The sequence below is a fragment of the Seongchinamella sediminis genome, assembly GCF_003457605.1.
GTDB lineage: Bacteria > Pseudomonadota > Gammaproteobacteria > Pseudomonadales > Halieaceae > Halioglobus > Halioglobus sediminis.
Map to the genome: position 1 here is coordinate 53,559 of NZ_QRAN01000010.1, position 21,495 is coordinate 75,053.

Here is a 21,495-nt window from a genome sequence, read left to right on the forward strand (position 1 = left end):
ATTGACGCGAATTGACTGAGGACAACAACATATGAACAACGTAGTGGGCCACTTCATCGATGGTAAACTCATCGAAGATACTGAGCGTACGCAATCAATATTCAACCCATCCACGGGCGGATCCGAGCGTAATGTCGCCCTCGCTTCTGCGGCCACCACTGAACTGGCTATCGCGGCAGCTCAGAAAGCGTTTCCCGACTGGCGCAAAACTCCCGCAATCAAACGCGCACGAATCATGTTTAGGTTCAAAGAGTTGCTCGAGGAGAACGCGGAGACTATCTGTCGCCTTATTGGCGAGGAACATGGCAAGATTTCTCACGATGCCGCCGGCGAGCTACAAAGGGGTATTGAAAATGTCGAATTCGCCTGCGCTGCACCTGAGTTATTGAAAGGTGAACACAGTAGAAATGTCGGACCGGATATCGATTCCTGGAGCGAATTTCAACCACTTGGCGTCGTCGCCGGAATTACTCCTTTCAATTTTCCCGCCATGGTCCCAATGTGGATGTTTCCCCTGGCGCTGGTTTGCGGAAATACCTTCATTCTTAAACCATCAGAGCGAGACCCCTCCGCTACCCTGTTCATCGCAAAGCTTCTATCGGAAGCCGGCCTCCCCGCCGGAGTAATGAATGTCGTCAACGGTGACAAGACCGCGGTGGACACTCTTCTGACTGATAGTCGAGTGAAAGCCGTTAGCTTTGTCGGTTCGACCCCCATAGCGGAGTACATCTACACCACAGCGACAGCCAATGGTAAGCGTTGCCAGGCACTTGGCGGCGCAAAGAACCACGCCATCGTCATGCCAGATGCAGACATCGACAGCACAGTCAATCAACTTATCGGCGCAGCTTTCGGCTCATCTGGTGAACGATGCATGGCCCTCTCTGTAGTAATTGCAGTTGGCAAAACCGCCGGAGATACGCTTGTTGGAAAGCTATCGGCGGCTATGGCCAAATTGAAGGTTGGCTCTTTCGACAATGCGGAAAACGACTTTGGCCCCTTAATCACCGCCACACACAAAGCCAAAGTCGAGGATTTCATCACCGGAGGAGAGAAACAAGGCGCGCTTGTCGTCGTAGATGGCCGCAACGTAGAAGTGGAGAGTCACGAATCTGGTTTCTTTGTAGGTGCCACGCTAATGGACAATGTTGAGCCCCACATGGATAGCTACAGGGCCGAAATATTCGGTCCAGTGCTGCAAGTAGTCCGCGTGGAAACAATGAACGAAGCCATGCAACTGATTGATGATCATGAATATGGCAACGGCACTTGCATATTCACCAGGGATGGCGAAGCTGCGCGCTTTTTCTCGGATCACATTCAGGTGGGCATGGTTGGAATAAATGTACCGCTTCCAGTACCGGTTGCATACCACAGTTTCGGCGGTTGGAAACGCTCACTTTTCGGTGACCTGCACGCCTACGGTCCAGATGGCGTGCGTTTCTACACCAAACGAAAAACAATCACTCAGCGTTGGCCATCAAGTGGCGTACGTGAAGGGGTGAGCATGTCATTCCCCTCTTGAGGAAAGCTGTTTGGCTACCTCGCTCCCAGCCCCCGCACACCAACCGCGCTTAACAGCGCGAAAAAATATCCGCTGAAACGCATTCACGTATGACCAAGAACACTACTCCAATTCGCGGCTGCGGTCGCGCACCGCCTTGAATTCCGACTGCGGCGACCAGGCGGGCCATGCGCCGTTGTTGCCCAGCTCGCGGATGATGTCATGGATCAACTCGATGTCCTGCACCGCGCCGCGCAGGTCCCAGTCGGGACTCCAGGCATCGCAGGTCTGGTGATAGCAGTTGCCGACGTAGTCGGCAATCCAGGCGTCGCCCGCCGCGCGGCCGCCGTCAACCAGGTCGGCACCGCCGGCGATGCCCATAATCAACAGCACGGGGACGCCTTCACGGGCCAGCGAGAAATGATCGGCGCGGTAGAACAGCCCGTTTTCCGGCAGGTTTTCCGGCGTTACATAGCGCCCCTGCCGTTTGGCGGCGCGCTCCAGGTAATCCTCCAGTTCGCTCTGCCCCTCACCCACCAGGATGACGTCATGCGCCGGGCCCGCCGTCTGCAGGATGTCCAGGGTGAAGTTGGCCACGGTACTTGCCAGCGGGTACACCGGGTTGGCGGCGTAAGTGGCGGAGCCCAGCAAGCCGCTTTCTTCCGCGGTCCAGGCGGCAAAGACCACGCTGCGCTGCAGTGGCGGGCCGGCCTGCAACACCCTCGCCAGTTCGATGACACCCGCCGTTCCCAGGGCGTCATCGTTGGCGCCCGGGCGCACGGTCCGGCCTTCGCTGTCCGGCTCACCCTGGCCAAAGGCGTCCCAGTGGGAGGCCACCATCAGTGTTTCGTCGGCGCGGGTGGTGCCGGGCAGGCGAGCGAGCACATTCTGGCTCTCGATACGCTGGACCGCCACGCCGGCCGCGGCATCGAACCGCGTGTTCGGCATTGCGAAAGCGCTGAAGTCCGGGTGCCGGGCCAGGGTGCGCTGCTCATCGAGGTCCAGCCCGGCGCTGGCGAACAGGCGGCTGGCGGCGTCCCAGTGCATCCAGCCCTGCAGCTGCAGCGAGCGCTCGCTGCCGGGGGACAACACCATGCTGAAATTCTCGCCGGGTGAGGCGGAGGCGACACCCCAGCCGTAACCTGCCGCCTTGTCTTCATGAATGACGATCGCCGCGATTGCGCCGCGCCGTTCGGCCTCCTCGAACTTGTAGGCCCAGCGCCCGTAATAGGTCATCCGCTTACCACCGAAGCGCTGGCCCACGGGCTCGCCCGCCGCGGCCGAGAAGTCCGGATCGTTAACCAGGAACAGCGCCACCTTGCCGCTGAGATCGATGTCGCCATAGTCGTCCCAGTCCCGCTCCGGGGCGCTGGCGCCAAAGCCGACGAACACCACCGGGGCGTTCTCCACCCGCACTGCGGCTTTGGGCTGCAGGGTGGACAGCGCCACGTCCGCGCCCTGGGCCAGCTGGACAGACTTATCGCCTGTCCGGACCGCGAAAGCGGGCTCGTTGACCTGGGTCTGCCACAGGGGCACCGGCTGGGTCCAGCGGCCGCTGACGCCCCCCGGTTCCAGCCCCAACTCGCGAAACTGTTCGATGAGGTAGGCGACGGTTTTTTCCTCTCCCGGCCCACCGGGAGCGCGCCCGGCAAATTCATCCGAGGCCAGGGTTTTGACAATGGCGGACAGGCGATCAGCGTCGATCCGGGGCGCAGGTGCTTCCGTCGCGACAGCGGCTCCACCGAGCAGCAGGAGCACAGCCAGGGAGGCGGGGGCAAAGTACTTCATTGGGAGTTCCTGAATTAGGCATTGCAGAGAGTCTAGCAGCAATTGAAAACATCAGGGGGCAGGATCGATAAAGCGGTACTGCGCCCGCCATCCCCGGCCCTGGTTCTGGCCATCAGTGACAAACCACACCAGCACCTGGTTGCTCCAGGTGGTCAGCTCCGGGGGCAGTTCACGGCCACTGAATATCGCCATGATGTCCTCGTGGGTTCCCGCCCCATTGAAAAAGTAGACCAGGTCGCGCCGTGTCTCGGTGTCCATTGCGGAAAACCTGAACTGCACTCTCTTGCCCGGGGGCGCGGTGATCAGCCACTTGCAATCCGTGTTGTAGGAATAGTTGTGCTCCCCACTACCGTCGGTGAACTCACCTTCTTCCATCAGCCGCGTGGTGCCACGGCAGTAGAGGGTGCGCGTGTCTACTGTGTCCGCCCGATAGCCGAGCAGCCAGTCCGCTGCGCTGGCAGCGGCCGGCAGGTAGCTTACGTGGGCACTGTCCCCGGCAAGAAAGTACTCCTCCGGCAGCGCTGACAGGGGGAAGCTGGCGACCGGCTCGCCCGCGCCCGAGGCCCCCTGCCTGAATTCCAGTCGATCACCTGGGTTGTAGGCTCGCGAAAACACCGGCGCGAAACGCAGGCCCTTGATGTTGCCCGCGGGCGCTATAACCCACTCCAGCGCCTGCGCCGCTCCCGCAGGATGCAGGTAGCCCCTGGAGCGATCGAGCCGCGCGCTCGCCTCCGGCTTCCCGCTTAGCAGCTCACAGGCAAGCGCCGCCTGGATATCCAGCGACCCGCTGCCCATCTTGGCCAGTTCGGTAGTCGCGGCAAGCTGCAGGGGCTGGGCAGCGTCCAGCAGGCAGGCGGTGACCTCACCCGGGCCAAACCCGGGGTGCGCTATCTGGACCATCGCGGCGGCGGCCGCCACCATCGCCGCCGCGCCAGAGGTGCCATCGTGGGTCTGGTAGGCCGTATCCGAGGCAATACCGGCTGCTTCTATACCATTGCCGGGGGCGGCTATGTCCACGAAGGGCCCGAAATTGGCGTTGGCGACCCGGCGACCCTGGCCGTCTACAGAGCTTACCGCCAGCACCGCCGGATGGGCCGCCGGGAACTGGTCTCGTTCATCCGGGTAGTTACCGGCAGAAGCGATGACCAGAATCCCGCTGTCGCGCGCGTGATCCAGGATGCGGGACTCGTCCGGGGAGAGGGCTGCCATGCCCCAGGCGCTGAGGATAATGTCCGCCCCCGCCGCAATAGCGTACTCCACCCCCTGGTAGGCATGCTTGAGGTCGGTAGTGGGAGCAGCGTCCTGCAGCACCTTGACCGGCATAATCCTCACCAGGCGGCCCGCGTCCTCGCCGTAAGCCCGGCGCACAATGCGGGCAATAACCCCGGCAAGGTGGGTACCGTGATAAAACTCCGGCCGTCCTGCCGGCGGGGTGACCAGGGCATTGTTATCGGCCACATCCCAACCCTGCCAGTCATCGCGCAAACCGTTGCCATCGTCATCGACGCCGTTGCCGGCAATCTCGGCCGGATTGGCCCAGATCAAGCCGCGCAGTTCCCGGTGGGTGGTCAGAACACCATCATCGACAACGGCGATCACGACCGGCCGGTCCCTGGCAGGGACCGGCAGTGCCGCGGGCGCATTGATGCTATCGAGGTAGGGAAATGATGGCGGCACCTGCTGCGCGAATGCGGGCAGGGAAATGAGCAAAGTCGCCAACAGCACCCGCTGCGCGACACTGGCCGTGAACAATGAACTGCTAATCATCAAGGGGAAACTGCGGAGCGTAGCAAGCGCGCCCCGCGCAGGCTGCGAAGCCGGGGCCGCTAGTGCCGCTCGGTACCGCCGCGCTGACCCAGTGGGCGCGCCGTGAGCCCGGGCCCCTGGCTGCCATTACCCGAGTGCACCGGCACCCGGCTGCGCAAATCGGGAAGCGCAAAGGTAGTCCTGCCGTCACCGCCATAGGTTGTGCCCAGCAGCGAGAACAGTGCGGAATTCTGAGCAATGGCCAGTAGTTGCCCATTGCAGAAAGCCCAGCCCCGGGGAGCAAAATTGCCGGCAAACATACTGATTTCACCGAGGTAGGGAGTTTCGGCGCTGCGGCTGGGGAAGACGCCTTGCAGGGCAATAATGTAGTTGATCGCCAGGTAGGGCTGCAGCTTGTCGGCATTGGAGGCGTCAACGATACTGGCCGGGGAAGCCGGGGCGGTCGCCACCCAGTTGCCGCCGTCCCACTTGAGCATGTCGCCGACAGCAGACCCGTCGGGCACGCTCGTACCGGCCGGGCCCTGCTCTCCCTGGGGACCTTGAGGCCCCGGGGGACCTGGTTCACCCTGGGGGCCCTGCTCTCCCTGGGGCCCGGTATTGTCGGCAGATTCCAGGGCGCCAATGCGATTGTCCTGGCTATTGGACTCGTCAGCCAGGGCGTCAAAATTCGCGTTGACCTGATCGGCGTCAGCCACCGTGCCGTTGCTGAAAGTATGAGGAAGCGTGACGGGGGCCGCCTGCACAGCGCTGGCGACAGTGCCAAGCAGCAGGGCAGCGAACAGCGAACGATGGGCTCGCAAGAGAGGGGAATGGGGCATACGGGTGTCCTTTTTCTTTTTTTGCCGGATAGCTATGAATTTTTTCGCTTGAGCTTCAACAGGCGGCGGGCGCGGGTTGATAGCGGTGTTAGGGCCACAAGAGCAACGAGCACAAGCAGGCCGCCCACACCGAACACAGGAACTGCCAGGGGTGAACTGGCGAGGCCAGCCCCCCAGAGTGATCCCCAGGTCGACTCCCCCCATACCATTGCGTAACTGGCGTTGGGCATTAGCATGACAAAGGCCACGCTCATGAAGACCGATTTCTGCATCCACTGCACCACTTCCAATTGCATGTGCCTGCCAAGCTAACCTGCGGACTATGCAATGTCCAGCACGGTAATAACAAAGACGCTGATAGACTGGAACCCGACAACAGCACGGGGAACATTCTGCCAACCTGCCGGTCTTTCTTTTAATACCTGTTCAAACTGTCCAGGTTGGTCCCGACAAGGCAACGGCACGTATTTTCTCCATGATCACCATTATTGTTGTACTGGCGCTCCTGGCTGTGATCAGCCTGCCGGGCGTTTGGGTCAGGCGAATCCTGCGCAACTACAGCGAACCGGCTGATCGCTACCGCGAGCGGGGCAGCGGTGCCGAGCTGGCCCGGCACCTGCTGGACCAGCTCGACTTGCGAAACGTGGTCGTTGAGGTCACCCCCGATGGAGACCACTACGATCCTCAGGCACGAGCGGTGCGGCTGACGGAAGACAAGTACCACGGCCACTCGCTGACAGCGGTCACCGTGGCCGCCCACGAAGTCGGCCACGCCATACAGGACGCCAGGGACGAGGTGCTGTTTCGCAATCGCCAGCGGCTTGCCCGAGTGGCGGCGGCCGGACAAAGAGTGGGCAGCCTGTTCCTGCTTGCTGCCCCCCTGGCCATGTTGGTTACCAGGACCCCCGGATTCAGCTTCCTCCTCCTGTGGGTGGCTATCGGCTCCATGTTGCTCGGTACAGTGGTGCACCTGCTGACACTGCCCGTGGAGTTTGATGCCAGCTTTAACAAGGCCTTACCCCTGCTGGAGTCCGGCAAACACCTGTACGAAGGGGATCTCCCCCACGCGAGACGGATCCTCAAAGCCGCGGCCCTGACCTATGTGGCGGCATCGCTGGCCAGCCTGCTCAACCTCGGGCGCTGGCTCGCGATATTGCGACGCTGACAGGCAGCCCGAAAGGGGTTCAGCCCCCGGCACAACAGCGACGCTGCAACGCACCTTGTCAACCGCAGGGCCTGCGACTGGTCATAGCCGCACAGGATAGTTGCCACAGAAATGTTGCCCGGGGTGAGAGTGATGCTCTACAGTGCTCTGCAACTCGGGAGGTGCCCATGATCATACGAACCCATCGCCAGTTTTTTCCGGCCATGCTGCTGGCAGGCCTTGTCTGGATGTTGTCGGCCACCAATACGGCTCTGGCGGACACGGCGCCCTTTGCCATCGCCATTCACGGTGGAGCCGGCACCATCGACCGGGACAAGCTCCAGGGCGAGCTGCGGCAGCGCTATGAGACGAAACTGCTGGAGGCCCTGGACGCGGGTTACCGCCTGCTGGACCAGGGAGAAAGCAGCCAGGCGGCGGTCATTGCGGCGATCCAGGTGCTGGAGGATTCGCCCCTGTTCAATGCCGGCAAAGGGGCGGTGTATACCTATGAGGGCCGCCATGAGCTGGACGCGTCGTTAATGGACGGCGCCACCCTGCAGGCAGGCGCGGTCGCCGGGGTGAAAACCGTCAGCAGCCCCATCGCCCTGGCCAAGGCGGTGATGGACAACTCGCCCCATGTGCTGCTGTCTGGCGAGGGCGCCGAAGCGTTCGCCGCCGAGCAGGGTTTCACCCCGGTCAGTAACGACTACTTCGACACCGAGGATCGCTACCAGTCGCTGCTGCGGGCGAAGCAGAAGCTGGAGCAGGAACAGGACGCCAGCAAAGACTTTCGCGCCTCCTACGAGGACCTGCCCGAGCGCTATCGCATGGGTACCGTGGGCGCCGTGGCCCTGGACCAACAGGGCAATCTCGCCGCGGGCACCTCCACCGGCGGCATGACCGCCAAGCGATTTGGCCGGGTTGGCGACTCGCCCATTATCGGCGCCGGCACCTACGCCGACAACACCAGCTGCGCGGTGTCGGCGACGGGGCATGGCGAGTACTTTATCCGCTACCACGTCGCCGCCGACATCTGCGCCCGGGTCAAGTACCAGGGCGCCTCGCTTGCCGACGCCAGTGACACCGTGATCAACCAGGTGCTGAAAGACGCCGGCGGCAGCGGTGGCATCATTGCCATGGACCCATCCGGCAACATCGCCATGCCCTTCAACACCGTGGGCATGTATCGCGCCAGCCGTTCCTCCGATGGCAGCAGGCAGGTGGCCATTTTCGAGTAAGCCCTGAGGTGCCTGCCCCGGCTGAATTCTCTACCAAACAGGAAGTAACAGGTATGACCCAACGCGCACAGGACAACAGCGAACAGATCGAGTACTGGGACGGCGAGGCCGGTCAGGGCTGGGCGGAACGCAATGCGCAGATGGAAAAGACCCTGAGCCCCATCGGCCAGGCGGCCATCGACGCAGCCGCCGTGCAGGCGGGGGAAGCCATCCTCGACGTTGGCTGCGGTTGCGCCGACACCTCACTGGCGCTGCTGCAAAGAACGGGGCCGGCAGGCCGGGTGCTGGGTGTGGATATTTCCGGCCCCATGCTGGAGGTGGCCGGCCAGAAAAAGCAGCAGTTGGATGCCGACCTGCAGTCGGCGCTTTCATTCCAGCAGGCCGACGCCAGCAACCACCGCTTCGATGCCGGCGCGTACGACCTTATGTTCTCGCGTTTCGGGGTCATGTTTTTTGCCGATCCCGCCGCCGCCTTCGCCAATATCCGCCGGGCGCTGAAACCCGGTGGCCGCCTGGCGTTCATCTGCTGGGCCCCGATACCCGGTAACGACTGGGTTACCGTGCCCATGGGCGCCGCCCTGCAGCATCTGCCCAAGCCGGAGCCGCTGCCGCCCCACGCGCCCGGGCCCTTCGGCCTCGCCGATCGGGAATTTGTCGAGCGCATGCTCACCGGGGCGGGCTTTGCCGACATCAACATCGACCCATTCAAGCCCACCCTGCGCTTTGGTCATGGCATGGCCCGGGAACAGATCGGCGACTTCTTTATCGACGCCGGTCCGGCCTCGCGCCTGCTCAGGGAGGCGCCGCCGGAACGGGTGGCGACCGCCCGCGAGGCCATCCGCGAGGCCGTCATGCCCTTCTACGACGGCGAGACCGTCAACCTGGCGGGCAGCTGCTGGATTGTAACGGCCCGCAATCACTGACAGCGCAGGGCCGGTTACAGTCTCCGCAGCCGTCAATTGGGTCATTGCGCTGCGCTGTGCTATGTTTGCAGCATGCAACTGATCGAACACAGTGTACCGGGTTCTGTAAGGAGCTAGATGTCGTCGGCATGGCAAAACGCGATCAGCGCCGCGCAACAGCTGCGGCGCGAACTACATCAGTACCCTGAACTTGGTTGGCAGGAACAGCGCACCGCTGAACGTATTCGCCGGCAATTGACCGAGCTGGATATCCCCTGGCAGCCCTGCGCCGACACCGGCACCGTGGCCCGGCTTGGTCAGGACCAGGGCTCCTCCGGCCGCCATATCGCCCTGCGCGGCGACATCGACGCCCTGCCCATTCACGAGCAGAACGATCATCCCTGGCGCTCCCGGCACGAGGGCTGCATGCACGCCTGCGGCCACGACGGACACACGGCAACCCTGATGGCGGCGGCCCACTGGTTGAAACTGCACGAGGCGCAGTTAAGCGCGCCGGTCAGCCTGCTGTTCCAGCCCGCCGAGGAAGGCGGGCACGGCGCCCGGGAAATGATTGCCGATGGCGCACTGGAAGGGGTCGATGCGATTTACGGCTGGCACAACTGGCCGGCGCTTCCCTTCGGCATGATGCTGTGCCCTGACCATGCCGTTATGAGCGGCAATGGCACCTTCGAAATCATCGTCACCGGCCGCGGCGGGCACGCCAGCCAGCCGGAACAATGTGCCGACCCGGTGCTGGCGGCCAGCGCCATTATCCTGAACCTGCAACAGGTGGTCAGCCGACGGCTACCACCCCAGAAGGCGGCAGTGGTCAGCGTGACCTCAATCGACGCACGCAGCGGGGAGACGGTCATACCGCAGAGCGCCAGGCTGGCCGGCAGTATTCGCATTCCCGACGACGACACCCGCTCACGCGTCAACGCCCTGATCACCGAGGTTTGCCAGCACAGCGCTGCGAGCTATGGTGTCAGCTGCGAGGTCCAGCACAAGCACCGCTACAATGCGACTATCAACCACGCTCACCACGCCGGCATCGCCCGCGAACACTGGGCACAACTCTGGGGCAGCGCAGCCCTGGACAGGACCAGCGATACCCCGATTATGGCCTCCGAAGACTTCAGCTATTACCTGCAGAAAATCCCGGGGGCATTTGCCCTTATCGGCAGCGACGACGGTCCCGATCACCGGGCGCCCTGTCACAACGCCAGCTACGACTTTAACGACCGGCTGATTCCCCGAGTCACGGCCTACTTTTCACGCCTGGCGGGCATTGCTGTGCCCGCCGACATCGCCTGAGTTTTACCCATCGGGGGCTGCGGCCCCTGTCGAACATCGCCAATGGAGACGAGTATGAGCATTTTTGACCAGCGAGAATCCGACATCCGAGCCTACTGCCGGGTCTACCCGGCTGTTTTCGACAAGGCCCAGAATGCGCGCCAGACCGACGAAAACGGCAAGGAGTACATCGACTTCTTTGCCGGCGCCGGAGTATTGAACTTTGGCCACAACAACAAGCGCATGAAGCAGGCGATTATCGACTACCTGCAGGCGGACGGTGTGCTGCACAGCCTGGATCTACACACCACCGCGAAGCGCAAATTCATGCAGCGCTTCACCGAGGTGATACTCGAGCCGCGGAACATGCCCCATAAAATGCAGTTCATGGGCCCAACCGGCACCAACGCGGTGGAAGCGGCACTGAAAATTGCCCGCCGGGCGACCGGCAGGAGACAAGTAGTCGCTTTTGCCCACGGCTTCCACGGCATGACCCTCGGGTCGCTTGCCTGCACTGCCAATGCCTACTTTCGCGGTGCCTCCGGTGTCCCGCTGGAACATGTTGTGCACTACCCCTTTGGCTGCGAAGCACCGTGCCAATCCTGCGAGATGGGTTGCGGCACCGAGCTTCTCGACCACCTGGCAGCGCAGTACGCGGACAGCTCAAGTGGTTTGCAAGCGCCCGCGGCATTTCTTGTTGAAGCGATACAGGCCGAGGGCGGCGTCAACGTCGCCAGTAAAGCCTGGCTGCAGAAACTGGCGAAGCTGGCGAAAAGCCTCGGCTCCCTGCTTATCGTAGACGACATACAGGTCGGCGTCGGCCGAACCGGCAGCTTTTTCAGTTTCGACGACTGCAATATCGACCCTGATGTCATTTGCCTGGCGAAAGGTGTGGGCGGCATAGGCACACCGCTGGCGATGAACCTGGTGAAGCCGGAAGTGGACAAACACTGGTCACCGGGTGAGCACACCGGCACCTTCAGGGGGCAAAACCTGTCCTTCGTCGCCGGCTGCGAGGCACTGTCCTACTTTGAAAACAGCGAGCTGATGGACGAGGTCAAAACCAAAACCGCGCAGATACGCAGCGCGGTCGACCCGCTGGAGAAGTACCCGCAGGTGCAAGTGCGTGGCAAGGGCATGATTGTAGGACTGGACGTGGGCAGCGGTGACCGGGCCAGCGACATCCTCAAGCAATGCTTTGAACAGGGTTTGCTGATTACCGCCTGCGGCACCGGCGGCCGGGTACTGAAAATCATTCCCCCGCTCACCATTCCGAGCGAGGATCTGGCCGAGGGCCTGGAGATACTGGTTACCACCGCAGAAAAGGTGCTGGAGGCCGCATGAAACAACGCGATGACATGACCTTTCCGTTCGAGGAATATCAGCACCGCCTGGCGCAGTTGCGAACCCGTATAGCGGAGCGGCGGCTGGATGCGGCGGTGATCACTGACCCGGAAAACATCATGTACCTGACGGATTACCAGACCACCGGGTACTCATTCTTTCAGGCGCTGGTGATTCCGCTGGAAGACGAACCGTTCATGATTACCCGCGCCCTGGAAGAATCCAATATTTACGCGCGGACCTGGGTCGACCTGACCCGCCCCTACCCGGACACCGGCGATGCCATCCAGACCCTGGTGGACGCACTGCGTGAGTTTGGCCTGGCGAACAAGCATATCGGCTACGAACGCAACAGCTATTTTTTCCCCGCCTACCAGCAGGACACCATCCATACCACGCTTACCGGCGCCAAACTGCTGGATTGTTTTGGCATTGTCGAGGAGGGCCGAGTCTGCAAATCTCCGGCGGAAATCGACCTTATGCACAAGGCGGCAGCCGCTACTGAGGCCGGTATCAGGGCGGGCATCGCCGCGAGTCAGCCGGGCGTGACGGAAAACGAGATCGGCGCCGCGATCAGCGATGCCATGTTTCGCGCCGGGGGAGAGCCACCCGCCGTGATGCCCTACGTCACCTCCGGACCCCGGACCATGATTGGTCACGCTACCTGGGAAGGCCGTACTGTCGAGCCGGGTGAACACGTCTTTATCGAGGTTGGTGGCTGCTATCGGCGCTATCACACTGCCATGATGCGGACCATCGTCCTCGGCGAATTGAGTGACTCGATGTACAAAGCACAGGAAACCATGAAACACGCGATCGGCACCATGCATGAACAGTTGCAGCCCGGCATGACTGTCTCTGATGTCGACAACATGATCCGCAATATCATCAGCCATAACGATGTCGGCGCTCGCCTGGTGACCCGCTCCGGCTACTCCATCGGTATAGCGTTTCCGCCGAGCTGGGATGAGGGCTATATCGTGAGCCTCAAGCAGGGGGATTCAACCATCCTGCGCGAAGGCATGACCTTCCACGTTATTCCCTGGATGTGGGGCGTAGACGGGGACAAGACCTGCGGCATTTCCGACACCATTTACATTACCGACACGGGCTGTAAATCATTTTTCAGCCTGGATTACGATTTCACCGTCAAGCCCTGCTCAACAAAGGGAAACGCGTCCAGTTCCAGCAGTATCGCAACAATTTCGCCGCAAAAGGACAAACGCAACAAGCCGGATGAAAAGCCCGGAGAACCGCTTGGCGGTAACTAGCTATCGTCCTTCCCAACCAACCTGCGGCCTCGCGGACGAGGCCGCCAGCCCTGGAGCCTGTTATGCTATTTGCAATAGACCCCGCGACCGGACAGTCACTCGGCGAGTATCCCTCGCTGGACCAAGCGGCGCTCAACCAGCACATTCAACGCGCGCAGGATGCCTATCCCGGATGGCGCAAGACGCCCCTGCAGGAGCGTGCCCGGGTTCTGCAGGCTGTTGCGGCGTGCCTGCGACGGGAGAAAAGCGCGCTGGCCGAACTCATGGCCCGGGAAATGGGCAAGCCGGTGAAAGAAGGCGGACCCGAAGTTGAGAAGGCCGCCTGGTGCGCAGAGCATTACGCTGAGTTCGCCGAACGCTATTTACAGCGTGAGGAACTGCCTTCGGACGCTGCCTTGAGCTATGTGTGCTACCAGCCCCTCGGCACCACCCTGTCGATACTGCCCTGGAATGCGCCACTCTGGCTGGCGTTCCGCGCCCTGGCGCCGGCGCTGATGGCCGGCAACACCTGCGTGCTCAAACACGACCCGAACGTGCCCGGCTGCGGCGCTGCCATTGAGGGCATCTTTCGCGAGGCCGGCGCACCGACGGATATCGTGGTCAACATACCCATCGAGACGGCGATGGTTGAATCCGCCATCCGCCATCCCGCTGTTGCCGCGGTATCTTTCACTGGCTCCGACCGGGCCGGTGCCATCGTCGCAAGCATTGCCGGCTCCGAGATCAAGCCTGTCGTTCTCGAACTGGGCGGCTCAGACCCATTCGTTGTGCTGGCCGATGCCGACCTGGAGAAAGCGGCTGACGTCGCCACCCTGTCGCGCATTATCAACGCCGGACAATCCTGCATCGCTGCCAAGCGGATCATTGTCGAAGCCCCGGTCTACGACCGTTTTATCGACCTGCTCAAACCACGCTTGCGGGCACTCACACTGGGTAATCCCCTGTCGACAGAGACCGACATCGGCCCCCTGGCCCGCGGCGACCTGCGCGACAACCTGCATCGCCAGGTACAGGAAACCGTGGCCGCCGGCGCAAACTGTGCCCTGGGCGGCGAACTACCGCAAGGTCCGGGGTTTTTCTACCCGGCGACCCTGCTGACCGAGGTCACCGACTCCATGTGCGCGTTTCGCGAGGAAACTTTTGGTCCGGTGATGGCTGTGACCAGGGCCGGGGACGCCGAGCACGCCCTGGAGCTCGCAAATGCAACCGACTACGGCCTCGGGGCCGGCGTCTGGACCGGGAACCAGGAGATGGCAGAACAATTTGCCATGGAGATCAATGCCGGGCAGGTAGCAATCAACGGTATTGTCAAAACCGACCCGCGCCTGCCCAGTGGCGGTATCAAGCGCTCAGGGCTGGGCCGGGAGCTGGGGCCGCACGGGATACGTGAATTCGTTAATGCCAAGCAGGTCTGGATAGGCTAGCGACCGATCCGGATTCCGGGGGCCGCGCGGAATGCATTTGAATATCACCGCAATGATTGGCATGCTAGCGAGTGCCAATTGCCATTCGCTTTCCGTATAGTGCGCTGCCAGCCAACGCGCTGGCAGTCTTTATTGCCACTCACAACACAGGAGATACACCATGGCTATTACCCTTCCGGATCTGCCCTACGCAATGAATGCCCTCGAACCCCATATTTCCCAGGAAACCCTGGAGTACCATTACGGCAAACACCACGCCACCTACGTCGACAAGCTGGGGCCTCTCATTGAAGGCACGGACCAGCAGGACGCCGACCTGGAAACCATCGTCAAGAACTCCAGCGGCGGCGTATTCAACAACGCGGCCCAGGTCTGGAACCACACCTTCTACTGGAACTGCCTGAGCCCCAACGGCGGCGGCGAAGCCAGCGGCGCCGTGGCGGACAAGATCAACGCCGCCTTCGGCTCCTTTGACAAATTCAAGGAAGAGTTCACCGCCAGCGCGGTCGGCAACTTCGGCTCAGGCTGGACCTGGCTGGTGCAGAAAGCCGACGGCTCGGTGGCGATTGCCAATACCAGCAATGCCGAAACCCCGCTGACCGGTGACTACACCCCGCTGCTGACTGTGGATGTGTGGGAGCACGCCTACTACATTGATTACCGCAATGCGCGGCCCAAGTACATGGAGGCCTTCTGGGCACTGGTGAACTGGGACTTCGTCAACGCCAACCTGGCCTGAGCTGCCGCACTCGTGCCCGGCCACCCTGCGTGGCCGGGCATGCATCAACAGCAACCCTAGCCGCAAGGAGCTAGCCATGATCACCATCCATCACCTGGGCGTTTCCCAGTCGGACCGTATCGTCTGGCTGATGGAAGAGCTGGGCCTCCCCTACGAACTGAAGTGGTACGACCGGGGTGACGACTTCCTGGCCCCGCCGGAGTACCGCGCGCTTCATCCCGCGGGCACTGCGCCCATCATCACCGATGGTGACCTGGTGCTGGCCGAGTCCACGGCGATTGTCGAGTACATCTCCCGGAAGCACGGCGAGGGGCGGCTGTCAGTGGATGTCGACAGCCCGGACTACCCCCACTACCTGTTCTGGATGCAGTTCAACAACAACCTGCAGTGCGCCCTGTTCATCAAGGCAGCTGTGCGGGCCACCGGCGCCGAACCCGGCCCCGGCAACCTGATGCTGACCACTACCCAGCGCCGTGAAGACGGCCTTTATAATGCCCTGGAACAGCGGCTTGGCGAATCCGAGTACCTGGGAGGAGCGGCATTCAGCTGTGCTGACATCATGTCCATGTTCAACCTCACCTCCCTGGGCATGCTGGGAGGGCGGGAAATCAACGACAGCCTGCCCAATACCCGGGCTTACGTGGCCCGAATCGCCGCCCGCCCCGCTTACCAGAAGGCCATGGCCATTGCGGGGCCGGGCGCCAGCAGGCCCTGAACCAGCGAGCGGCCGGGTGGTGACCGCGGCCGCGCGTGACCCGGGCAGAATCCGTAATCCGCGCCATACTGTACAAGGTAAGCGGCAACACCGACGGAGGATAAAATGGCTTTTAATGAATCCCTGGCGCACCTGCTGGAGGAGCGGCGCATCGCCACCCTGACTACCTTTGATACCAACGACATGCCCCATGTCACCGCCGTCTGGTTCCTGTTCCAGGAGGGTGCCCTGTACATCGCCACCAGCGGTCACACGGAGAAGGGGCGCAACCTGGCGCGAGATCCACGCATGGCCCTGTGCATCGAATCCCGGGAAGACGGTCGGGAGGCAGGACTAAGCGCTTCAGGACGAGCCGAATTGCTGACCGGAGAGGCTGCCACTCCCCTGGCGAGGCAGATCAACGGCAAGTACCTGACGCCTGCAGGCATGGAGCATCCCGTCGTGGGGCCGGCATTTGCAGGCATGTCCGACATGGTAGTGAAACTGACGCCCCAAAAGTGGATTTCATGGGACATGGAAGCGATGGGCGCTGAACTGTTTACGCCAGACATGAGCATCGGCGATTATTTTTACCCAACGCTCAAGTGAGCAGTCGGACCGCGACGCATTAACCCGAGGTATTGGCAGCACGCACCAAGCCTGCTGCGCCAGATAACAGTCCAGGAGCGAGAGGGCTATGGAGTTCAAGGATTACTATGCCATTCTTGGTGTCGAGCCGGACGCGGAAAAAGCGGATATCAAAAACGCATACCGCAAACTGGCGCGCAAGTACCACCCAGACCTCAATCCCGGCGATGAGGCCGAGGAAAAGTTCAAGGAAGTAGCCGAAGCCTGGGAAGTGCTGGGGGACGAGACCCGGCGAGCGGAATTTGATGAACTGCGGCGCTACGGCGCAGCCGGCAGCGGGCACGGCTTCCAGCCGCCGCCCGGGTGGGAGTCGCGGGCGGGCGGCGGCAGCCACCACTTCAGAGGCGACTTCTCGGATTTCTTCAACAGCATTTTCGGCGCGGAGTTCGAGGGGAGGGATGCCGGACAGGGCTTTGCGCGGGGGCGGCGCGGCCAGGATGTGGAAATCGAGATGCCGGTTTTTCTCGAGGAGACCCTCAGCGACACACAGAAGCCCGTGGAATACGAACTACCGGTCGTTGAAAACGGTAGGCGGGTTAACCGTCGCAAATCGCTCAAGGTCACCATTCCCGCGGGTGTTGGCGAAGGTGAACGTATACGCCTGCGCGGTCAGGGTATACCGGGTCAGGGCGGCGCGCCCGATGGCGACCTTTACCTCCACGTTCGCCTGGTACCCCACCCACTGTTCGACGTACAGGGACACGACCTGCTGATCACCGTGCCGCTGGCTCCCTGGGAGGCCGCTCTCGGTACCAAAGTGACGGTCCCCACCCTGGACGGTAAAGTCACGCTCACCGTGGCCCCTGACAATCAGGCGGGACGCAAGTTGCGCATCAAGGGCAAGGGTCTGGTCAGCAAGGCAGGCAGGGGCGACCTCTATGCCGTATTGAAAATCACCATGCCGGCGAAGTCCAGCGACAAGGCCCGCGAGCTGTGGCAGACCCTGGCCGATGAGCTGGACTATGACCCACGGGCAGAATGGAGAGCGTCGGCATGAGCACCAGCATCCTGAGAATCACCGCACGTGAATTTTGCGAACGTGAGGGCGTCACCGAGGAACAGGTCGTGACCATTGTAGAGCAGGGCATTGCCCGCCCAACGGCCGGGGGCCAGGCACGCGACTGGGAGTTTGATACGACATCCGCCAGGTGGATGCACAAGGCAATACGGCTGCACCGCGATCTCGACCTGGACTGGGTCGCCACGGCAATGCTGGTGGACCTGTTACGCCAGCGCGACCGCCTGCACCGTGAAAACCAGCAGCTGCGTCAACAACTGCAGCGCTTCGTGGCAGAGGATGGATAGGCCTTTCGCCTAGCCTCCCACTACACAGCCTCCTGCGGGGCCCTTTTTGTTGGTAGCGAACAAGGTTCGCCGGAGCAATTGCCCTCACCTTTGTCCGGTAACATCGCAGCGATGTTCCGGATGATCTGAATTCCGGCTTGTCGCGTATTTGTCCCAGTTACATTGACTGGGACAACATCATGTTACGGCAGGCCGCCCGCAAAATACGCCATGTGCTCACTTTGCTCGTGGGCCTTGCGCTGCTCGCCGGCTGCGACAGCGGTTCCAGTGGCGGCTCCCGGGAACAGTCCACGGCTGAATCACCTTTCTGCCCGGCATCGGATGCACCGGTGGTCAACAAGGTCGACCCGGCACTCGCGTCGCTTTACGGCATTCCCGCGGAACAAAAGCAGACCCTGCAAACCATTCGCAACGCCATCTTCGGCGGCAGCCTGATCAACGCGGCCCTGCAGCAGACCACCATCTCGGGTGAGGAGCCACCGGTATTTCCGCTGGAGTTGCGGGACAGGTCCATCCTGGTGTGGCGGATCGACCCGGCGCAGGTTGAAGCCTTCAGCCGGGAGATCGGGCTGCAAAATCCGCTCACCCTGGCCCGCGCCCCGCTCCCGGGTGTCGCCGACCGATCAGCCAGCAGCACAGAAGGTCACTACTACCTGCTGGCCGATATCGCCAACACGGCGCGGGGCGAACGGGGAGCGAAGCTGGAATGGAAAACCTTTGTCAGCCGGGACAGTGACCCTACACCGCGCCTGTACCGGTTCAGCAAGGCCACCAGCAAGGCCGGCCTGGACCTGCTTGAGCCGCGCGACGTGGCCGCCAGCGAGCTGCAGGTGAGCAAGAGCGATGAGGGAGTCAGTGTCCTGCTCAATGGTGCAGCCGACAGCCTGGAAGTGGATATTCCCCTGGGTAACACGGCTGCGGCGGAGCCCTTGCTGCTGAGCGAGGAGTTTCTCACCGCCGGCGAGCAGACACTGGGGCCCAACGGCCTTCAGTCCCGCTACTACTACGACGGCAGTTCGGTCAGCGCGCCTTTCAGCTCCATCGCTGTCGACCAGGTGCGACTTACCGGCAACCAGCCCTGGCTGGCCTACACCGAGAACCTGGCGCAGGTGCTGGTTGCCGGGCAGGTCAGCGAGCACCTGGTGCAACCGGCCAATGAGGCCTTCGAGGCCAGCCCCGGGGCTCCCTGTGTCGCCGGCCCCGAGGGAGCGGGCAGTGCTGCCGAACTGTTCAGCTGCCTGGTTGGCCAGGCCCTGTCCGGGCAATCGCCGCCGGCCGTGTACGCGGCGCTTTATGCCGCCGCCGACAACCTGGGTCTTTCCCCATCCGGCCTCGCCACCCTGCACTACGGCATAGCCGATCTCTACCAGGCCCTGGCCGTGTACGCCGGTGCCGAGCGGCCCAAGCTGTTCTTCGCCCTCAAGCCCGAACCCAGGGCCATATTCATCAACTTCGAGATTCCCGAAGACCGGGCCGAAGACTTCAGGCAGGCCTTCCTGCCGGACAGCTTTGAACTGGCGCAGATCCGCTTTTACCCGGAGCAGTGCGAGCCGGTTTACGCGGTGTCGCTGAATGTCTATGAGGCCACCGGGCAGAACCTGGACAGCTTTCGCGCCGAGTGGTCCACCTACGTGATCAACCCCGCGGAAGCGGACCCCCAGCCCCGCTTCATGGTGCTGGAAGCCCAGTCCACCGCCGGCGGCCTGGACCCGGTGATCGCCCTTGAACGGTACCGTGACTGGCAGCAACGCAACCCCGGGCAGGCTTTTAATTTCCTTGACCCTGAAACGCTGATCCAGCTGATCGAGGAGCCCAATGAGAACTTCAGCTATTCCCTGGACAGGGCGAACGGCGTTCGCATACAGCTCAGCGACGGCGAGGAGGACATCTCGGTAGACGTCGCCATAGCCTACCCGGAACCGGCGGACATTCTCACCACCCGGCCGCTGGTGACCTGGATGGAAGCCAACGATTTTGTGTACTGGCAGGAGGTCGCGGACATCCTCAAGTACGACAGCAAGGTGATGTTTGCCGAGCTACTGGTGTTCGAGGCCCAGCCATCCGACACCATTATCGATACCACTTTTGAGGCTTACGTTAAGCCCGAGCCGCTGCCCATCATACTCTGGAACGGCCCGCAGAATATCGCCCTGGAGCCTTGGGGCAACCTGGACGATATCCCGGTGCTGGCCGAGTAAGAGCTGATCCCCGTTCATTGCCCTGTGTGGCGTGAAGGCTTCGGAACCTCCATGTCCGTGTCGGGCCGGCCCCACAGCCCGGTCGCCCGCACGGTGGCGGCCACAGCGGCAGCAAGCGCTTCGCCGGCATTTGCAGACTCATCCAGCAGCGCGATCCCGCGATCCGGGTCGCCGGCAACGCCATTGGCGGTGAGGTAGGCAAGCCCCCGCCGGGTTCTGGCGGTAATGGTGTCTACTGCCTCACCCGTATCTGTTGGTCCCCCCGGCGACGCCACCGATGCGAGCGCGCCACAGCACTGTTTAAACCGTTTGCCGCTGCCGCAGGTAAAAAGCTGATCTGATCAAGCGGCAGCGCCGTAGGCTGTAGTAAGTGATGACGCCTGAGCGCCATCATTCAGTCACCAGCAACACGGAGGAAACCATGAACGCCCATTCAGGCAACCATGTCACCAACTTCACAGTACCGGGGCTCGCGGCGTCGCAGGCTGACGCAATCATCGGCATCCTGGAAGAACGCATGGTCGCCACTATCGATCTGCAACTGACGCTGAAACACGTTCACTGGAACGTTGTCGGACCCAACTTTATCAGCGTGCATGAAATGCTGGACCCGCAGGTAGACGCCGTACGCGAGATGACCGACACCGTGGCGGAGCGTATCGCCAGCCTCGGTGGCGTTCCGCTGGGTACGCCCGGCGCGGTCATCGAACGCCGCAGCTGGCAGGACTATTCGCTCGGCAAGGCCACCGTCAACGAGCACCTCGGCGCCCTCGATATCGTCTATGCGGGTATCAACAGCGATCACCGCGCCGCCATCGCACGGCTCGCCGACCTCGATCCCGTCTCCGAGGATATGCTCATCGGCCACCTGGCCCAGCTGGAGCAGTTCCAGTGGTTTGTGCGCGCCCACCTGGAATCCGCCGGTGGGGAGCTGCCCACAGCAGATGTGCACAGCGAGCGCGCCGCTGCCCGGGCGGCCAGCAAGGCCTGACATTACCACCTGGGGGCGCCACCAGCGCCCCTCCACTCACCAGCCACCGCAGACAACGAGGCCCAGCAATGAACATTACCGTAGAGACATTCTTGAAAGCACAGCCCGGCGACAGCTCCGAACCCGTCGGCCCTAGCCGGCTGACCCTGGACGACAGCGCCTACCAGAACCTCCTCAAGTTAGAGCAGCAACTGATGGAATCAGACTCGCCCGAGCTTGTCATACCGGCCCGGCGCGTTGACGTCGATGCTCCTGCCGGGGTCGGCCCCCTGGACGCGCCGCAAATGCGCGTGTTCCTTGACCCCTCGAAAGACGCCGCGCACTTTCACCTGGTAGCCAGGCGCGGAAGCGATGGCGCGCTGGTTTACACCGAGCCGACCATGATCAGGATGCTGGCCGTATAAGCGCGCTCTGCACTCGCGCCAGC

20 protein-coding genes are annotated in these 21,495 nt (G+C 62.3%); 16 read left to right on the top strand and 4 right to left on the bottom strand.

Features of this window, described 5'->3' with window-relative positions:
- The first annotated feature begins 31 nt into the window (after positions 1 to 31).
- On the top strand, positions 32 to 1,525 hold the full coding sequence (locus DWB85_RS10670; RefSeq protein WP_117954336.1) for a CoA-acylating methylmalonate-semialdehyde dehydrogenase: 1,494 nt from the start codon (positions 32 to 34) through the stop codon (positions 1,523 to 1,525).
- A gap of 102 nt (positions 1,526 to 1,627) precedes the next feature.
- Here DWB85_RS10670 and DWB85_RS10675 read toward each other — a convergent pair whose 3' ends face one another.
- The 3 genes from DWB85_RS10675 to DWB85_RS19890 are packed head-to-tail and all read right to left on the bottom strand — an operon-like array spanning position 1,628 to position 5,877.
- Positions 1,628 to 3,292, bottom strand: coding sequence for a M28 family metallopeptidase (locus tag DWB85_RS10675; RefSeq protein WP_117954338.1), 1,665 nt, complete (start codon positions 3,290 to 3,292; stop codon positions 1,628 to 1,630).
- A 51-nt stretch (positions 3,293 to 3,343) separates the two neighbouring features.
- Positions 3,344 to 5,059, bottom strand: a complete 1,716-nt coding sequence (locus DWB85_RS10680) for a S8 family serine peptidase (RefSeq protein ID WP_117954340.1) — start codon at positions 5,057 to 5,059, stop codon at positions 3,344 to 3,346.
- Between the two features lie 59 nt (positions 5,060 to 5,118).
- On the bottom strand, positions 5,119 to 5,877 hold the full coding sequence (locus DWB85_RS19890) for a tail fiber protein (RefSeq protein ID WP_338055637.1): 759 nt from the start codon (positions 5,875 to 5,877) through the stop codon (positions 5,119 to 5,121).
- 475 nt (positions 5,878 to 6,352) lie between these two features.
- Between DWB85_RS19890 and DWB85_RS10695 the strand changes: the two genes are divergently transcribed.
- The 13 genes from DWB85_RS10695 to DWB85_RS10755 all read left to right on the top strand — a co-directional run bounded on the left by DWB85_RS10695 (position 6,353) and on the right by DWB85_RS10755 (position 20,077).
- The gene (locus DWB85_RS10695) at positions 6,353 to 7,042 is read left to right on the top strand and encodes a zinc metallopeptidase (RefSeq protein WP_117954344.1); all 690 of its coding nucleotides are present in this window, start codon (positions 6,353 to 6,355) and stop codon (positions 7,040 to 7,042) included.
- 167 nt (positions 7,043 to 7,209) lie between these two features.
- Entirely contained in the window at positions 7,210 to 8,259 is a 1,050-nt protein-coding gene (locus tag DWB85_RS10700; RefSeq protein ID WP_239017292.1) for an isoaspartyl peptidase/L-asparaginase family protein, read from the top strand.
- Positions 8,260 to 8,312: 53 nt separating this feature from the next.
- On the top strand, positions 8,313 to 9,182 hold the full coding sequence (locus tag DWB85_RS10705; protein WP_117954346.1) for a class I SAM-dependent methyltransferase: 870 nt from the start codon (positions 8,313 to 8,315) through the stop codon (positions 9,180 to 9,182).
- 117 nt (positions 9,183 to 9,299) lie between these two features.
- On the top strand, positions 9,300 to 10,475 hold the full coding sequence (doeB2, locus tag DWB85_RS10710) for a N(2)-acetyl-L-2,4-diaminobutanoate deacetylase DoeB2 (RefSeq protein WP_117954348.1): 1,176 nt from the start codon (positions 9,300 to 9,302) through the stop codon (positions 10,473 to 10,475).
- Positions 10,476 to 10,529: 54 nt separating this feature from the next.
- The gene (locus tag DWB85_RS10715) at positions 10,530 to 11,798 is read left to right on the top strand and encodes an aspartate aminotransferase family protein (protein ID WP_117954350.1); all 1,269 of its coding nucleotides are present in this window, start codon (positions 10,530 to 10,532) and stop codon (positions 11,796 to 11,798) included.
- On the top strand, positions 11,795 to 13,069 hold the full coding sequence (doeA, locus tag DWB85_RS10720) for an ectoine hydrolase (RefSeq protein WP_117954352.1): 1,275 nt from the start codon (positions 11,795 to 11,797) through the stop codon (positions 13,067 to 13,069). The genes DWB85_RS10715 and doeA overlap by 4 nt, the downstream gene beginning before the upstream one ends.
- 62 nt (positions 13,070 to 13,131) lie before the next feature.
- Positions 13,132 to 14,493: an NAD-dependent succinate-semialdehyde dehydrogenase gene (locus tag DWB85_RS10725; RefSeq protein ID WP_117954354.1), complete on the top strand. Its 1,362-nt coding sequence runs from the start codon at positions 13,132 to 13,134 to the stop codon at positions 14,491 to 14,493.
- A 160-nt stretch (positions 14,494 to 14,653) separates the two neighbouring features.
- The gene (locus DWB85_RS10730; protein WP_117954356.1) at positions 14,654 to 15,232 is read left to right on the top strand and encodes a superoxide dismutase; all 579 of its coding nucleotides are present in this window, start codon (positions 14,654 to 14,656) and stop codon (positions 15,230 to 15,232) included.
- Between the two features lie 76 nt (positions 15,233 to 15,308).
- Positions 15,309 to 15,947 (top strand): glutathione S-transferase family protein, encoded by a 639-nt coding sequence (locus DWB85_RS10735; RefSeq protein WP_117954358.1) that lies wholly within the window; start codon positions 15,309 to 15,311, stop codon positions 15,945 to 15,947.
- Positions 15,948 to 16,052: 105 nt separating this feature from the next.
- Entirely contained in the window at positions 16,053 to 16,535 is a 483-nt protein-coding gene (locus tag DWB85_RS10740; protein ID WP_117954360.1) for a pyridoxamine 5'-phosphate oxidase family protein, read from the top strand.
- Positions 16,536 to 16,623: 88 nt separating this feature from the next.
- Entirely contained in the window at positions 16,624 to 17,571 is a 948-nt protein-coding gene (locus tag DWB85_RS10745) for a DnaJ C-terminal domain-containing protein (RefSeq protein ID WP_117954362.1), read from the top strand.
- Complete coding sequence (locus DWB85_RS10750; protein ID WP_117954364.1) at positions 17,568 to 17,879, top strand: chaperone modulator CbpM; 312 nt, start codon at positions 17,568 to 17,570, stop codon at positions 17,877 to 17,879. The genes DWB85_RS10745 and DWB85_RS10750 overlap by 4 nt, the downstream gene beginning before the upstream one ends.
- Positions 17,880 to 18,058: 179 nt before the next feature.
- On the top strand, positions 18,059 to 20,077 hold the full coding sequence (locus tag DWB85_RS10755) for a hypothetical protein (protein WP_117954367.1): 2,019 nt from the start codon (positions 18,059 to 18,061) through the stop codon (positions 20,075 to 20,077).
- 14 nt (positions 20,078 to 20,091) lie between these two features.
- Here DWB85_RS10755 and DWB85_RS10760 read toward each other — a convergent pair whose 3' ends face one another.
- Positions 20,092 to 20,352, bottom strand: coding sequence for a hypothetical protein (locus DWB85_RS10760; RefSeq protein ID WP_239017293.1), 261 nt, complete (start codon positions 20,350 to 20,352; stop codon positions 20,092 to 20,094).
- A 146-nt stretch (positions 20,353 to 20,498) separates the two neighbouring features.
- Between DWB85_RS10760 and dps the strand changes: the two genes are divergently transcribed.
- Both dps and DWB85_RS10770 read left to right on the top strand, forming a co-directional pair.
- The gene (gene dps / locus DWB85_RS10765; RefSeq protein ID WP_117954369.1) at positions 20,499 to 21,068 is read left to right on the top strand and encodes a DNA starvation/stationary phase protection protein Dps; all 570 of its coding nucleotides are present in this window, start codon (positions 20,499 to 20,501) and stop codon (positions 21,066 to 21,068) included.
- Between the two features lie 68 nt (positions 21,069 to 21,136).
- Complete coding sequence (locus DWB85_RS10770) at positions 21,137 to 21,472, top strand: hypothetical protein (protein ID WP_117954371.1); 336 nt, start codon at positions 21,137 to 21,139, stop codon at positions 21,470 to 21,472.
- Positions 21,473 to 21,495 lie beyond the last annotated feature (23 nt).

Coding starts and splice junctions, on each gene's coding strand:
- DWB85_RS19890 (WP_338055637.1), bottom strand. CDS start 5,877: ATGCCCCATTCCCCTCTCTTGCGAGCCCATCGTTCGCTGTTCGCTGCC.
- DWB85_RS10670 (WP_117954336.1), top strand. CDS start 32: ATGAACAACGTAGTGGGCCACTTCATCGATGGTAAACTCATCGAAGAT.
- DWB85_RS10680 (WP_117954340.1), bottom strand. CDS start 5,059: ATGATTAGCAGTTCATTGTTCACGGCCAGTGTCGCGCAGCGGGTGCTG.
- DWB85_RS10700 (WP_239017292.1), top strand. CDS start 7,210: ATGATCATACGAACCCATCGCCAGTTTTTTCCGGCCATGCTGCTGGCA.
- DWB85_RS10730 (WP_117954356.1), top strand. CDS start 14,654: ATGGCTATTACCCTTCCGGATCTGCCCTACGCAATGAATGCCCTCGAA.
- doeA (WP_117954352.1), top strand. CDS start 11,795: ATGAAACAACGCGATGACATGACCTTTCCGTTCGAGGAATATCAGCAC.
- DWB85_RS10745 (WP_117954362.1), top strand. CDS start 16,624: ATGGAGTTCAAGGATTACTATGCCATTCTTGGTGTCGAGCCGGACGCG.
- DWB85_RS10695 (WP_117954344.1), top strand. CDS start 6,353: ATGATCACCATTATTGTTGTACTGGCGCTCCTGGCTGTGATCAGCCTG.
- DWB85_RS10740 (WP_117954360.1), top strand. CDS start 16,053: ATGGCTTTTAATGAATCCCTGGCGCACCTGCTGGAGGAGCGGCGCATC.
- DWB85_RS10705 (WP_117954346.1), top strand. CDS start 8,313: ATGACCCAACGCGCACAGGACAACAGCGAACAGATCGAGTACTGGGAC.
- DWB85_RS10770 (WP_117954371.1), top strand. CDS start 21,137: ATGAACATTACCGTAGAGACATTCTTGAAAGCACAGCCCGGCGACAGC.
- DWB85_RS10725 (WP_117954354.1), top strand. CDS start 13,132: ATGCTATTTGCAATAGACCCCGCGACCGGACAGTCACTCGGCGAGTAT.
- DWB85_RS10675 (WP_117954338.1), bottom strand. CDS start 3,292: ATGAAGTACTTTGCCCCCGCCTCCCTGGCTGTGCTCCTGCTGCTCGGT.
- doeB2 (WP_117954348.1), top strand. CDS start 9,300: ATGTCGTCGGCATGGCAAAACGCGATCAGCGCCGCGCAACAGCTGCGG.
- dps (WP_117954369.1), top strand. CDS start 20,499: ATGAACGCCCATTCAGGCAACCATGTCACCAACTTCACAGTACCGGGG.
- DWB85_RS10755 (WP_117954367.1), top strand. CDS start 18,059: ATGTTACGGCAGGCCGCCCGCAAAATACGCCATGTGCTCACTTTGCTC.
- DWB85_RS10735 (WP_117954358.1), top strand. CDS start 15,309: ATGATCACCATCCATCACCTGGGCGTTTCCCAGTCGGACCGTATCGTC.
- DWB85_RS10750 (WP_117954364.1), top strand. CDS start 17,568: ATGAGCACCAGCATCCTGAGAATCACCGCACGTGAATTTTGCGAACGT.
- DWB85_RS10715 (WP_117954350.1), top strand. CDS start 10,530: ATGAGCATTTTTGACCAGCGAGAATCCGACATCCGAGCCTACTGCCGG.